Origin of the sequence: Pseudomonas sp. AM4(2022), assembly GCF_036346515.1 — a bacterium.
GTDB lineage: Bacteria > Pseudomonadota > Gammaproteobacteria > Pseudomonadales > Pseudomonadaceae > Aquipseudomonas > Aquipseudomonas paracarnis.
Genome location: NZ_JAOTNW010000011.1, coordinates 132,418 through 145,215 on the forward strand (window position 1 = coordinate 132,418; position 12,798 = coordinate 145,215).

General features: G+C 61.4%; 16 protein-coding genes. 9 read left to right on the forward strand and 7 right to left on the reverse strand.

Translation table 11 applies throughout. The annotated features are described in order from the left end of the window. The first annotated feature begins 4 nt into the window (after nucleotides 1-4). From ODQ19_RS16950 to ODQ19_RS16970, 5 genes are all read left to right on the forward strand, one after another. A complete protein-coding gene (locus tag ODQ19_RS16950) occupies nucleotides 5-316 on the forward strand; it encodes an NIF3 1 (protein WP_003193986.1) in 312 nt (103 codons plus the stop codon). A gap of 313 nt (nucleotides 317-629) precedes the next feature. Continuing rightward, the gene (locus tag ODQ19_RS16955; protein ID WP_330210693.1) at nucleotides 630-932 is read left to right on the forward strand and encodes a hypothetical protein; all 303 of its coding nucleotides are present in this window, start codon (nucleotides 630-632) and stop codon (nucleotides 930-932) included. Continuing rightward, nucleotides 923-1,267, forward strand: a complete 345-nt coding sequence (locus ODQ19_RS16960; RefSeq protein WP_330210694.1) for a hypothetical protein — start codon at nucleotides 923-925, stop codon at nucleotides 1,265-1,267. The genes ODQ19_RS16955 and ODQ19_RS16960 overlap by 10 nt, the downstream gene beginning before the upstream one ends. Next, nucleotides 1,251-1,697: a hypothetical protein gene (locus ODQ19_RS16965; protein WP_116665419.1), complete on the forward strand. Its 447-nt coding sequence runs from the start codon at nucleotides 1,251-1,253 to the stop codon at nucleotides 1,695-1,697. The genes ODQ19_RS16960 and ODQ19_RS16965 overlap by 17 nt, the downstream gene beginning before the upstream one ends. 66 nt (nucleotides 1,698-1,763) lie before the next feature. Then, on the forward strand, nucleotides 1,764-2,027 hold the full coding sequence (locus tag ODQ19_RS16970) for a DUF6124 family protein (protein ID WP_330210726.1): 264 nt from the start codon (nucleotides 1,764-1,766) through the stop codon (nucleotides 2,025-2,027). 114 nt (nucleotides 2,028-2,141) lie between these two features. Here ODQ19_RS16970 and nagE read toward each other — a convergent pair whose 3' ends face one another. From nagE to ODQ19_RS17005, 7 genes are all read right to left on the reverse strand, one after another. Continuing rightward, nucleotides 2,142-3,839: an N-acetylglucosamine-specific PTS transporter subunit IIBC gene (gene nagE, locus ODQ19_RS16975; protein ID WP_330210695.1), complete on the reverse strand. Its 1,698-nt coding sequence runs from the start codon at nucleotides 3,837-3,839 to the stop codon at nucleotides 2,142-2,144. Nucleotides 3,840-3,865: 26 nt separating this feature from the next. After that, entirely contained in the window at nucleotides 3,866-6,376 is a 2,511-nt protein-coding gene (gene ptsP, locus ODQ19_RS16980; protein ID WP_330210727.1) for a phosphoenolpyruvate--protein phosphotransferase, read from the reverse strand. A gap of 30 nt (nucleotides 6,377-6,406) precedes the next feature. Further along, a complete protein-coding gene (locus ODQ19_RS16985) occupies nucleotides 6,407-7,429 on the reverse strand; it encodes an SIS domain-containing protein (protein ID WP_330210696.1) in 1,023 nt (340 codons plus the stop codon). Beyond that, nucleotides 7,410-8,516 (reverse strand): N-acetylglucosamine-6-phosphate deacetylase, encoded by a 1,107-nt coding sequence (nagA, locus tag ODQ19_RS16990; RefSeq protein ID WP_330210697.1) that lies wholly within the window; start codon nucleotides 8,514-8,516, stop codon nucleotides 7,410-7,412. Before nagA ends, ODQ19_RS16985 begins: the two co-directional genes overlap by 20 nt. A gap of 10 nt (nucleotides 8,517-8,526) precedes the next feature. Further along, the gene (locus ODQ19_RS16995; protein WP_003193978.1) at nucleotides 8,527-9,285 is read right to left on the reverse strand and encodes a GntR family transcriptional regulator; all 759 of its coding nucleotides are present in this window, start codon (nucleotides 9,283-9,285) and stop codon (nucleotides 8,527-8,529) included. A 262-nt stretch (nucleotides 9,286-9,547) separates the two neighbouring features. Beyond that, on the reverse strand, nucleotides 9,548-10,051 hold the full coding sequence (locus tag ODQ19_RS17000; protein ID WP_047711705.1) for a L,D-transpeptidase family protein: 504 nt from the start codon (nucleotides 10,049-10,051) through the stop codon (nucleotides 9,548-9,550). Between the two features lie 36 nt (nucleotides 10,052-10,087). Continuing rightward, nucleotides 10,088-10,636 (reverse strand): NUDIX hydrolase, encoded by a 549-nt coding sequence (locus ODQ19_RS17005; protein WP_003193976.1) that lies wholly within the window; start codon nucleotides 10,634-10,636, stop codon nucleotides 10,088-10,090. Between the two features lie 147 nt (nucleotides 10,637-10,783). On the opposite strand from ODQ19_RS17005, the gene ODQ19_RS17010 reads away from it, so the two are divergent. The 4 genes from ODQ19_RS17010 to ODQ19_RS17025 all read left to right on the forward strand — a co-directional run bounded on the left by ODQ19_RS17010 (nucleotide 10,784) and on the right by ODQ19_RS17025 (nucleotide 12,773). Further along, nucleotides 10,784-11,386, forward strand: coding sequence for a CoA pyrophosphatase (locus tag ODQ19_RS17010; RefSeq protein ID WP_032895425.1), 603 nt, complete (start codon nucleotides 10,784-10,786; stop codon nucleotides 11,384-11,386). Between the two features lie 35 nt (nucleotides 11,387-11,421). Then, entirely contained in the window at nucleotides 11,422-11,946 is a 525-nt protein-coding gene (locus ODQ19_RS17015; RefSeq protein WP_032895426.1) for a gamma carbonic anhydrase family protein, read from the forward strand. Continuing rightward, on the forward strand, nucleotides 11,943-12,158 hold the full coding sequence (locus tag ODQ19_RS17020) for a DUF1289 domain-containing protein (RefSeq protein ID WP_105228314.1): 216 nt from the start codon (nucleotides 11,943-11,945) through the stop codon (nucleotides 12,156-12,158). The genes ODQ19_RS17015 and ODQ19_RS17020 overlap by 4 nt, the downstream gene beginning before the upstream one ends. Before the next feature lie 147 nt (nucleotides 12,159-12,305). After that, the gene (locus tag ODQ19_RS17025; protein WP_003193971.1) at nucleotides 12,306-12,773 is read left to right on the forward strand and encodes a preQ0 transporter; all 468 of its coding nucleotides are present in this window, start codon (nucleotides 12,306-12,308) and stop codon (nucleotides 12,771-12,773) included. Nucleotides 12,774-12,798: the final 25 nt, after the last annotated feature.

Sequence of the window (12,798 nt, forward strand, 5' to 3'; positions counted from 1 at the left end):
GGTCGTGTACAAGCTCGCCTTCTTCGTGCCCGACAGCCATGTGGAGACGGTGAAAACCGCCGTCTTCGCAGCCGGCGGCGGGCGCATCGGCGACTACGACAGCTGCGCCTGGCAAGTGCTGGGCCAGGGCCAATTCCGCGCGTTGGACGGCAGTCAGCCGTTTATCGGGCAGGTCGGCCAGGTTGAAGTGGTTGAGGAATGGAAGGTTGAGCTGGTGGTGGCGGATGAGTTGATTGTGGCTGTTGTGGCTGCTCTCAAACTTAGCCACCCGTATGAGACACCGGCGTATGAGGTGTGGCAGTTGGCGGATTTTTGATCGGCTGGCTGCATAAACAAGAAACCCGCTGGGCCAGTTTGGTCAGCGGGTTTTTTGTTGGCTGTAAGTGCCAATCGCAGGCAAGCCAGCTCCCACATTTGACCCCGTTGTCAGACCGTACATCAATCCCATGTAGGAGCTGGCTTGCCTGCGATGGCGTCGGTGCAAGCGCCTCAGAACTTTCCGACAAGCCTTTCAGGTTGTCCCTCGGAACCTGTCTCCCTAGCCTCAATCGGTCGCTGATAACTCAGTGATCGGGGCTTGAATTCAAGACCCGTCCAGCAATGATCTTGCGTACGGTTTGAAATTCAATATGCAAATTCCAGATTTCGTTGTTCCTCGCCTCAATACCAGCTCTGCGCTAGGGCAAGCTCTGATTTCAATGTTCAGAGCCATTGAAATGGAATTGACGCTCGAAGGCGCCAGTCCGGGCGCGGTCCAGGTCATTGTATTCGGTGGTTGTGCTGTTCATTTATATACCCACCACCGTGTGTCCACGGACGTGGATGCGGAGATTTATTGCGCAAATACTCAAGACACGCTGCGCCTACGAACATTGCTTGCAGAGTTTCCAGAACAGTTTTCGATGAGCAGTCTGGCCGTGTCATGGAGTTGAACTATGACCTCCAATACAACACTAGCTTTGGTCCGCTCCACGAAGACTACTGGGAGCGAAGTCTTCCCCTGGAAGAGTTTCCTCTTGAGTCTGCGCCGCATCTTCATGTAGCTGCGCCTATCGACATTGCAATCTCCAAATTGGGCAGAGCCACTGATCAGGATGTAGATGACATCATGGTGTTGCTCAGGGCTGGCTTCATAGTGACCGCTGAGCTCCGTCAGCTGGCATTGCAGGCGATTGATATGTATGTTGGCAACAAAGAGCCACCCAGATCCATACTGACCAATATCTTGCACGATTATCTGGAGACTGCAGATGGCGAAGCCCTTTAACGGTCCGGTCCTCTCGTCCGCCTTGGACACACTGGTCAAAAGCCCCTTGAATCAGGCTGATGATGCTGCCTTGGTCAGTGCAGCGAAAGCTGTGTGGTATTCGGATACGAATCTTGTGGGCGAGGTGAGGGCGTTCATGCAGGAGCACTCCAGTGAGGTAGAGCTTCGTCGCGCAGGCTATTTGCTGGAGCGCTTCACACGCTTTTCGTGTGCGACCGATAGTCGGGTAAAGGAAGCGTTGAAGGCGCTTGAACTGTTCTCAGCCTCAAGGCAATACGTGAAATCCCAAGGCGCTGTTGCGTTGCGCAGTCGTCGTGACGAACTGGCAATGTCCTGGGGATTAAGTGAGGGTCTGGGTTTGAAGGTTCAGACCTTGATGCCTTTTCAGACCCGCCACTATGAAGCCGAACAGCGTGCGGCGTCTGCCTAGGTATAGATAGCTATCAAAGAACCCGGCTTAGGCCGGGTTTTTGCTGTCTGCGATGTCTTCAGTTCTATCTCATCTCAAGCCGAGTCCCGCCAAGCTGGTGATTCACCGTCCGACCAGATCTTCACCGTACTACCCAGTCTGAACATCGAAACCCTGCTCGCCAATGCTTCCCAAGACCTGGCATCCGTACAGGCACTGGCGGGTAATCTGGCTTTTGACGTCGACGGCCCGCAGCGTGATGCAGTGCAGGGCATTCATCGGATGGTAGAGGGCATTCAGTTGATGGTGGATCGAGTACTGGATCTACAGGAAGTACCCATCAGCAACTGAATAAACCACACTCTGTGGCGAGGGAGCTTGCTCCCGCTGGGCTGCGCAGCGGCCCCAAAATTCCTGGTAGCGCTTCGCACTCCAGCGGGAGCAAGCTCCCTCGCCACAGGGTGATCAGGCGTTGATCGGGCGGGTAACCAACCGCTCCAATGCCTCACCGAGTCCCGACGCCTTATCACCAACCAACAAGTGCCAGACACCACTATCCAGTTGGCTCACCCCTTGGCATCCGAGCGCGGTGAGGCCAGCGTCGGACACCACCGAGTCATCCCTCAACTCCACCCGCAACCGGGTCATCGCCACCGCTTCCAGCTGGCGCACATTCCCTCGGCCACCCAGCGCATTCAGCCATTTTTCGGCCTCGTGTACATTCACCGCCACCGGCTTATCCACAGGCGCAACCGCTACAGGCGCTGCGGCAACAAACCCCGGCATTGCCAAGCGGATTTCATCAGCAATGCTATCGGCCATCGGCCCGACCACTACCTGCAAGCTCCCACCATTCCCCGGCCGCACCACGGCCATGGCGCCCAGCGCTTTCAACTCTGCGTCCACCGCCTTGTTGCGATCCACCATGTCCAGACGCAGACGCGTGGTGCAAGCGCCCACACTCAGCAAGTTCTCAGCACCACCCAACGCCTGGATATAAGCCGTAGCACGCTGGTTATCACTCATCGCTTCAGCCTGCACCACCTGGATATCTTCCCGGCCCGGTGTCTTGAGGTTGAAGCGGCGGATGCAGTAGCTGAACACGCTGTAGTAGATCACCGCGTAGGCCAGGCCCACCGGCACCACCAGCCAGCCATTGGTGGACTTGCCCCAGCCCAGCACCATGTCGATAAACCCACCGGAGAAGGTAAAGCCCAGGTGGATATTCAGCAGGTCGGTGACCGCCATCGACAGGCCGGTGAGCAATGCGTGAATCAGGTATAGGAACGGCGCCAGGAACATGAAGGCAAATTCAATCGGCTCGGTCACCCCGGTCAGGAACGAGGTCAGCGCCATCGACAGGAAGATCCCGCCCATCACTTTGCGCCGCTCAGGCAACGCATTGCGGTACATCGCCAGGCAGGCAGCCGGCAAGCCGAACAGCATCACCGGGAACATGCCGGTCATGAACTGGCCGCCCTTGGGGTCGCCGGCAAAGTAGCGGGTCAGGTCGCCCGTGACCACCGCGCCGGTTACCGGGTCGGTGAAGCTGCCGAACACGAACCACGCCATGTTGTTAAGGATGTGATGCAAACCGGTGACGATCAGCAGGCGGTTGAACACGCCAAATACGAACGCACCGAGGCTGCCGCTTTCCATCAACAGTACGCCGAAGCTGTTGATGCCATGCTGGATCGGCGGCCAGATCAGACCGAAAATCACGCCCAGGCCCACCGCGCTGAAGCCGGTGACAATCGGCACAAACCGTCGCCCACCGAAGAACGCCAGGTACTCCGGCAGCTTGATGTCCTTGAAGCGGTTATACAGCCCGCCCGCCATCAGGCCACTGGCGATACCGGCGAGCATGCCCATGTTGATGGTGGTGTCCATCACCTTGAGCGTGGAGACCATCACCAGGTAACCAATCGCCCCGGCCAGGCCCGCAGTGCCGTTGTTGTCACGGGCAAAGCCCACGGCAATGCCGATGGCGAAGATCAGCGCCAGGTTGGCGAAAATCGCCTGGCCGGCATCATGCATCACCGCGATGTTGAGCAAATCGGTGTCGCCCAGGCGCAGCAGCAAACCGGCGATTGGCAGGATCGCAATCGGCAGCATCAGGGCGCGGCCCAGGCGTTGCAGGCCTTCGATAAAGTGTTGGTACATGGCGTGTCTCCCTATTCTTGTTGTTTTCAGCTCAGCGGCCAGTGGTGTTGACAGGCTTGGCGAACGGCCTTGGCGCTGCTCAGGTCGAGCAGCTCAAGGCTCAGTTGCCGGCATTGCGCCGCGTCCAGGTGGCGGACGCGGTCCTTGATTTCGCCGATCTGCGGCGGGCTTACCGACAGCTCACTGACCCCCAGGCCGACCAGTACTGGCGTGGCCAGTGGGTCGGAGGCCAAGGCGCCACACACGCCAACCCAACGGCCATGCTTGGCTGCGCCGGCACAGGTTTGGGCGATCAGTCGCAACAGCGCCGGGTGCAGCGCATCGACGCGGGCGGCCAAGCCTGCGTGGTCGCGGTCCATGGCCAGGGTGTACTGGGACAGGTCATTGGTGCCGATGGACAAAAAGTCCGCATGTTCGGCCAGTTTCTCGGCCATCAGCGCGGCGGCGGGTACTTCGATCATCACGCCCAGTTCCGGGCGCTGGGTCAGTGCCAGCTCCACGCACAACTCATCCAGGCGCTGGCGGATGTGCAGCAGTTCATCCACCTCGCTGACCATCGGCAGCAGGATGCGGCAACGCCCCAGCGGCGAGACTTGCAGCAGGGCACGCAGTTGCTGGTCGAGCAGTTCGGGACGCACCTGAGCCATGCGAATGCCGCGCAGGCCCAGCACCGGGTTGGCTTCGACGGGCAGAGGCAGGTAGTCGAGTTGCTTGTCGCCGCCCACGTCGATGGTGCGGATGATCACCGACTTGTCGCCCATGGCATCCAGCACGGCCTGGTAGGCCTGGCGCTGTTCCTGCTCATCCGGCGCGGTACGACGGTCCACAAACAGGAATTCGGTGCGCAGCAGGCCGACGCCATCGGCGCCGTTTGCAAACGCCAGTTGGGCCTCGCTGCTGGAGGCGACATTGGCGGCGATTTCGATGGTCACGCCATCGTGGGTCAGCGCCGCTTGCTGGGCTTGGGCCTGCTGCTCTTTACGACGCAGTTTTTGTGTTTCGCGAATCTGGTGGACTTCGGCATGGCGCGCTTCGCTGGGGGCCAGTTCCAGGCGCCCATTAGTGGCATCGAGCGCCACCCGTTGGCCTTGGGGAACGTCGAGCACTTCATCGCCCAACGCCACCACACAGGGCAAGCCTTTGCCCCGCGCCAAAATGGCCACATGGGAAGTCGCGCCGCCTTCGGCCATGCAGATGCCAGCGGCCTGTTGCGTGCTCAGTTGCAGCAAGTCCGAGGGCGTCAGTTCATGGGCGCTGACAATCGCACCGGCCGGCAATTCGAAATGCCAGGCTTCACCCAGCAAGGCACGCAGTACTCGTTGTTGCAGGTCGCGCAGGTCGTTGGCGCGTTCGGCGAACAGCGGCTTGCCCAACGCCAACAGCACGGCGCATTGGGCCTGGATCGCATCGCGCCAGGCGTGGGTGGCGGCGCTGCCCTGTGCGATGGCAGCGGTGGCCGCGTCGAGCAATGCGGGATCTTCCAGCAGGGCGAGGTGGGCTGCGAAGATCTCTTCTTCCTCGACGTTCTTGCGCTGGCGAGCGAGGTCCAGGGTGCTGCGGATTTCGCCGCGCACTTGCTCAAGGGCCGCATCCAGCTGTTGCCGTTGCTCGTCGATGTTGTGAGCGCCGGCGTCCTCCGGCAGTTCGATGCCCGTGAGGCGGAACAACGGCCCGCACACCAGGCCCGGTGCCGCGCATACGCCTTGGAGTACATTGGCTTCGGTATTCACGCGGCGGGGCGTGGCCACGACCTGCGCCTGATGTTCCTCGTGCACCACCACAGACAACGCGGCGACCAGTGCCTGCAACGCGGCTTCGCAATCGGTGCCACGGCAGGTCACCCGCACCTCGTCGCCCTCGCCAATGCCCAGCCCCATCAGGCCGATCAGGCTGTCACACGCCGCTGACTTATCGCCGATGTGCAGCTGCGATTGGCTGCTGAAACCTTGCGCCGTCTTGCGCACCAGCGCGGCAGGACGCGCATGCAAGCCGCCACGGTGGGTGATGCGTACCGTGGCGCTCACTTCTGCGACCGAGTTATCCACAGCGGTTTGAACCGGCGCGGATGTGCGCAGGGCAATCCGCATCAGTGATTCACCGAGCTTCACGGTCTTGCTCGCGATGGGTTGCAGCTCGAAGCGGTCACTGTTGGTCAGGATGATCAGGCTCACCAGGCTTTTGCACTGGCGCGCAATGCGGTCCAGGTCAAACTGCACCAACGGCTGGCCCTCGCTCACCCGTGCGCCATCCTTCACTAGCAAAGCAAAGCCTTCGCCATTGAGCTCCACGGTGTCGATGCCCACGTGCATCAGCACTTCGGCACCGTTGTCGGCGCGGATGGTCAGCGCATGCCCGGTGCGGGCGACATGGATGATCACGCCGTCACAGGGCGCCTGCAGGCAGTCGTTCAGCGGGTCGATAGCGATACCGTCGCCCATGGCGCCGCTGGCGAACACTTCGTCGGGGACGCGGTTCAGGGCCAGCACCGGCCCACTCAAGGGGGCGCTAAGGGTCAATGGATTATTGTTGTTGGGCATGGGCACGGTACTCATCAGGAAAACGCCGCTTTAGTGCGTGCGGGTGACTTTGCTCAGGTGGCGCGGCTGGTCCGGGTCCATGCCCCGTGCCTGCGCCAGGCCGGCGGCCATCACGTAGAAGCTCTGGATCGCCAGGATCGGGTCCAGGCTCGGGTGTTCGGCGCGGCTCAGCGTCAGGTCGCGTTCGGCGATATCGTCCGGTGCGGCCAGCAGCACGCGGGCACCGCGTTGGCGCATATCGGCGGCCAGGCTCAGCAGGCCGGCCTGCTCGGCGCCGCGTGGGGCGAACACCAGCAGGGGGTAGTTCTCGTCGATCAGCGCCATCGGCCCGTGGCGCACTTCGGCGCTGCTGAAGGCTTCGGCCTGGATCGCCGAGGTTTCCTTGAGCTTGAGCGCGGCTTCCTGGGCGATGGCGAAACCGGCGCCACGACCAATCACCATCAAGCGCTGGCTGCCTTTAAGGGCGTCGATGGCCGTGCGCCAATCCTGTGTGGCGGCGTCACGCAGGCCATCGGGCAAGGCCTGACAGGCTTGCAGCAAGTCGGCTTCCTGATTCCAGTGGCCGATCAGTTGCGCACTGGCGCTGAGGGTGGCGATAAAACTTTTGGTGGCGGCCACGCTGAGTTCCGGCCCGGCGCACAGCGGCACATGGAATTCGCACGCGGCTTCCAGTGGCGAGTCTTCGGCGTTGACCAGCGAGATGCTCAAGGCGCCACGTTTGCGTAACAGGCGCAGGCTATTGACCAGATCCGGGCTCTGCCCCGATTGGGAGAAACCAAACGCTACCTGGCCGCTGACTTTCATCGGCGCCTGCAACAGGGTCACCACCGACATCGGCAGCGACGCCACCGGAATGCCCACGTGCTGCATGGCCAGGTAAGCGAAGTAACTGGCGGCGTGGTCGGAGCTGCCGCGAGCGATGGTCATCGCCACTTGCGGCGGCTGGCGGCGCAGGCGCCCGGCGATTTCTTCCAGCATCGGGTCCAGGCGTTGCAGTTGGGCCGCGACGGCGTCGCAGGAGGCCAGGGCCTCTTCAAGCATTTTTGAAGTCAATGGTGTCTCCTTCGACCATTACGTCGATGAGTGTCAGGGAGCGGTCCAGGCGCACGCAGTCGGCAAAGCTGCCGGGTTGCAGGCGGCCGCGTTCTTCCAGGCCCAGGTAGTCCGCAGGAAATTGCGACAGGCGTTGTGAGGCTTCACTGATTGGCAGGCCGATTTTCACCAGGTTGCGCAGCGCCTGATCCATGGTCAGGGTGCTGCCGGCCAGGGTGCCGTCGGCCAGGCGCACGCCGCCCAGGCATTTGGTCACGGTGTGGCTGCCCAGCTTGTATTCGCCATCGGGCATACCGGCGGCGGCGGTGGAGTCGGTGACGCAGTACAGGCAGGGGATCGAGCGCAATGCCACGCGCATGGCGCCGGGGTGCACATGCAGCAAGTCCGGGATCAGCTCGGCGTACTGGGCGTGGGCCAGCGCGGCGCCGACGATGCCGGGTTCGCGGTGATGCAGCGGGCTCATGGCGTTGTACAAGTGGGTGAAGCTGGTGGCGCCAGCGGCCAGGGCGGCAACGCCTTCTTCATAGCTGCCCAGGGTGTGGCCGATCTGCATGCGCACGCCGCGTTCGCTGAGGGCGCGGATCAGAGCGTCGTGGCCGGCGATTTCCGGGGCGATGGTGATCACCCGGATCGGCGCCAGGCGCAGGTAGGCTTCCACTTCCTGCATCAACGCGGTGTGGGCGAAGTTGGGTTGGGCGCCGAGTTTTCCCGGATTGATGTAGGGGCCTTCCAGGTGCACGCCGAGTACGCGGGCGCTGCCGGCTGGCCGCTGTTCGCAGAACGTGCCGAGCTCACCGAGCACGCGGGAGATTTCTTCCACCGGCGCCGTCATGGTGGTGGCCAGCAGCGAGGTGGTGCCAAAACGTACGTGGGTACGGGTGATAGTCTCGAAGGCGCCCGCACCTTCCATGATGTCCGCGCCGCCACCGCCATGCACATGCAGGTCGATAAAGCCCGGCAGCAGGTAGGGCAGGTCGTTGTCGACCGGGTCGCACGGCGTGCCGTCAATGGCGACCACCTTGCCGTGCTCATGCACCAGGCGACCGCGCATCCAGCCGCTGGGCGTGAGGATATTGTCTTCAGTCATGGGCAGTTCTCTAAGTTCGCAATTCGGCGGAGTAATCATGGCGGCGCAGTTCTGCGACAAAGTCGTAGTAATCGTTGCGGCAGTAGGTGTCGGTGATTTCAATTGGCGTGTTGTCGGCGGTGTAGCCCACGCGGGTCATCAGCAGCATGGCGGTGCCGGGGGCGATGCCGACCAGTGCGGCGAACTCATCCGAGGCATTGATCGCCTGGATATGCTGCAAGGCGCGCACGATGGGCTTGCCGATGCTTTCCAGGTATTCGTACAACGAATTGCCGATGGCCTGGGGATGGGGCAGCACGGAGGCTGGCATGGCGGTCATTTCAATCGCCATCACCGTGTCATCGGCTTTGCGCAGGCGCTTGAGGCGCGCCACTTTGTCGGTGGGCGAGAGGCCCAGGCGGATCAGTTCTTCATGGGTTGGCGGGGTGATGTCGCGTTCCAGCCACTGGGATGTGGGCACAAAACCCTTGAGCCGCAGCATTTCGCTGAACCCCGACAGGCGCGACAAAGGTTGTTCCAGGCGCGGCGTGATGAAGGTGCCGGAGCCTTGGCTGCGTCGGATCAGGCCTTGAGCCAGCAACACTTCTAGCGCTTTACGGGCGGTGACCCGCGAGATGCTCAACTGCTCGCTGAGCGCGCGTTCCGAAGGCAAGGCCTGTTCGGATTTCCACTGGCCGGCATGGATCGCTGCTTCAAGGCTGCGGGCCAGTTGCAGGTACAGCGGCGTGGACTGCTTGTCGTCGGGGCGCAGGGCCAGGATGGGATTCATCTGTCAGGTTTCCGATGCGTTATTGGAGTGTTGTCGCCCGGTAATGGCCGAAAACTAATACCACTTAAATACCATGTCAATGCTACCAAAACGGTGCGAATCCCGGTTTCAGGGCGCTTTAATGGGGCCTGGTATCAAGTGGTATTAGAGAGGTCTTTGTGGCGCGCACAAGTGCAGGGTCCCGCGCGGTGAACTGGTATTCACCGGCAGGCGCTGCCTGGGGCAGGAATTATTTTCGAATTATTTTACGAACGGCACGCGATTACGGCCGAATCTCGATGAGGGTGCCGTCTTTGACCAGGTTCCACACTTCGCGCATATCCACATTGCGCATGCCGATGCAGCCGTCGGTCCAGTCCAGGGTGTGAAACCACTGTTCCGGGTAGTCTTCGGTGTCGGGGGTGCCGTGGATCATGATCATGCTGCCCGGCTTTACGCCTTCGCGGCGGGCGCGGGCGGCGTCGCTGATGTTCGGGTAGGAAATGTGCATGGCCAGGTTGAAGCGGTCGCTGGTCTTGCGCCAGTCGAGCCAGTAGAGGCCTTCGGGTGTGCGGCGGTCGCCTTCGATCAGCTTGTGGCCCTTGGGGTTCTTGCCCAGGGAAATGCGATAGGTCTTGAACGGCTTGCCGTCGTTGATCAGCTGCAGTTGGTGGGCGGACTTGAGGACCAGGACTTTCTCGACCGTTTTACCGTCAAGGGTTTGCACCGTGGAGGCCGGGGACAGCGTGGCGAACGATAGGCAGATCAGAGCAAGCAACCAACGCATTGAAACGGTATCCCTTTGGCGACATTGGCCGGCTTGTTATTGGGCGGGCTTGGACAGCGGTGGCACTGACTCGCTGCGTACCGGGTACGCCTGTTGGCGACGGTCAGCGAAGAAGCATTCTAAGGTACGCCCGACCGTGCGGAAAGCCAGCTCGGACCAAGGGATATCGGCTTCGTCGAACAGCCTCACTTCCAGGCTCTCCTGGCCAGCGGCGAAGTCCAGGTCGATCAGTTCGGCGCGGTAGAAGATATGCACCTGGCTGATGTGCGGCACATTGATCAGGGTATAGATGCTCAGGTTGCGCACCCGGGCGCAGGCTTCTTCCAGGGTTTCACGCATGGCGGCCTGTTCGACGGTCTCGCCATTTTCCATAAAGCCGGCGGGCAGGGTCCAGTAACCCAGGCGTGGCTCGATGGCGCGGCGGCACAGCAGCACTTGGTCGCCCCACACCGGCACGGTACCGGCGACGATATTGGGGTTCTGGTAATGAATGGTCGAGCAGTGATCGCATACATAACGCAGGCGCGCGTCGCCTTCGGGAATACGTTGGGTCACCGGTTTGCCGCACTGGCTGCAGAAATTCATGCTGGGGTTCCTGGAGAATGGGCACATCTTGGCTTGGTGCCGGGCGTTCCTGCAAGTTGTCGTTTCGCGACAGCGCTGCGGTTTTGGGGTTGGGCGCGTGCACGCTTTGGTGCATGATGCAAGGTAGCCAACAGACCGAGATGACTCATGCTGGACGAGCTACTTCGCCGGGTAAGCAATCACACCCCCCACACCCTGGAAACCGACGGGCGTTTCCCTGAGGCTGCGGTGCTGGTGCCGATTACCCGCAGTGACGAACCCGAGCTGATCCTGACCCTGCGCGCCAGCGGGCTGTCGACCCACGGTGGCGAAGTGGCCTTTCCCGGCGGGCGCCGTGACCCCGAAGACCCGGACCTGATCTTTACCGCCTTGCGCGAAGCCGAAGAAGAAATCGGCCTGCCGCCGGGGCTGGTTGAAGTCATTGGCCCGTTGAGCCCGCTGATTTCCCTGCATGGCATCCGCGTAACGCCCTATGTGGGCGTGATCCCCGATTACGTCGAATACCTGGCGAACGACGCCGAGATTGCCGCCGTTTTCAGTGTGCCTTTGGACTTTTTCCGACAGGACCCACGCGAACATACCCACCGCATTGATTACCAGGGCCGCAGTTGGTACGTACCAAGCTACAGGTTCGGCGAATACAAAATCTGGGGGCTGACGGCGATCATGATCGTCGAGCTGATCAACCTGCTCTATGACGATGCCAAGATCAGCCTGCACCAGCCACCCAAGAGCTTCATCAATCTATAAGCCATCGTTCAAATGGCATGCCGTGAGGAAAAACCATGAAATACCGCCTGGGCGACGCCCGCGTCGAGACGCATCCCCACAGCTGGGTGGCGCCCAATGCCACGCTGGTGGGCAAGGTCAAGCTGGAGGAGGGTGCCAACGTCTGGTTCAACGCGGTGTTGCGTGGCGATAACGAGCTGATCCTGATCGGCAAGAACAGCAACGTGCAGGACGGCAGCGTGATGCACACCGACATGGGCTACCCGCTGACCCTTGGCACCGGCGTGACCATCGGCCATAACGCCATGCTGCACGGCTGCACCGTCGACGACTACAGCCTGATCGGCATCAACGCAGTGATCCTTAATGGCGCCAAGATCGGCAAGCACTGCATCATTGGCGCCAACTCGCTGATCGGTGAAGGCAAGGAAATTCCCGATGGCTCGCTGGTCATGGGTTCGCCGGGCAAGGTGGTGCGTGAGCTGACCGAGGCGCAAAAGCGCATGCTCGAAGCCAGCGCCGCGCACTATGTGCATAACTCGCAGCGTTATGCCCGTGACCTGGCTGAGCAGCAGGAATGAGCACAATTGAACGACCGGTCGCCTCGCCCTGCGTCAGTATTTGCGCGCTGGATGATGACGATATCTGCACCGGCTGCCAGCGCAATGTGGATGAAATCACGCGCTGGAGCCGCATGGACAACGCCGAGCGCCGGGTGGTGCTGGGGTTGTGCCATGAGCGGGCGGTGGCGAGTGGGATGGTGTGGATGACCCCTGGAAAATCTGGCGCCTGACAGGCCGCCATCGCAGGCAAGCCAGCTCCCACCCTTGATGTGTGAATACCTTCAAATGTGGGAGCTGGCTTGCCTGCGATGAGGCCCTGCCAGACGACATCCTTGTAATTGTGTACCCTGTGCGGCATTACCCACAGGTCCATCCCCATGTTTTTCCTGATCGCCTACATCAGCAGCGTCGTGCTGATCAACTTCGCCTTCTCCACCGCCCCGCACCTGGACGTCATCTGGTCTGCCTGGGGTGGCCTGGTATTTATCCTGCGCGACATGGTGCAAACCCGCTTCGGCCATGGCGCAATCATCGCCATGCTGGCGGCGCTGGTGCTGTCCTATATCACCTCCGACCCGTCCATCGCCCTGGCCAGTGCCACGGCGTTTGCGGTGTCCGAGTGCATCGACTGGCTGGTGTTCAGCATCACCAAGCGCCCGCTGCACGACCGCCTGTGGATAAGTTCGGCGCTGAGCATTCCCCTCGATACCTTTATCTTTTTCGGCCTGATCGGCGCACTGACGCCGGCGGTGGCGGGCACGGCGTTGGTGTCCAAGTTCGCCGGTGTCACCGTGGTCTGGCTGATCATGGCCTGGCGCATCCGCCGGCGGGCTGTCGCCAACTGAGGCCAATTTTTACAGTTCATGTAAA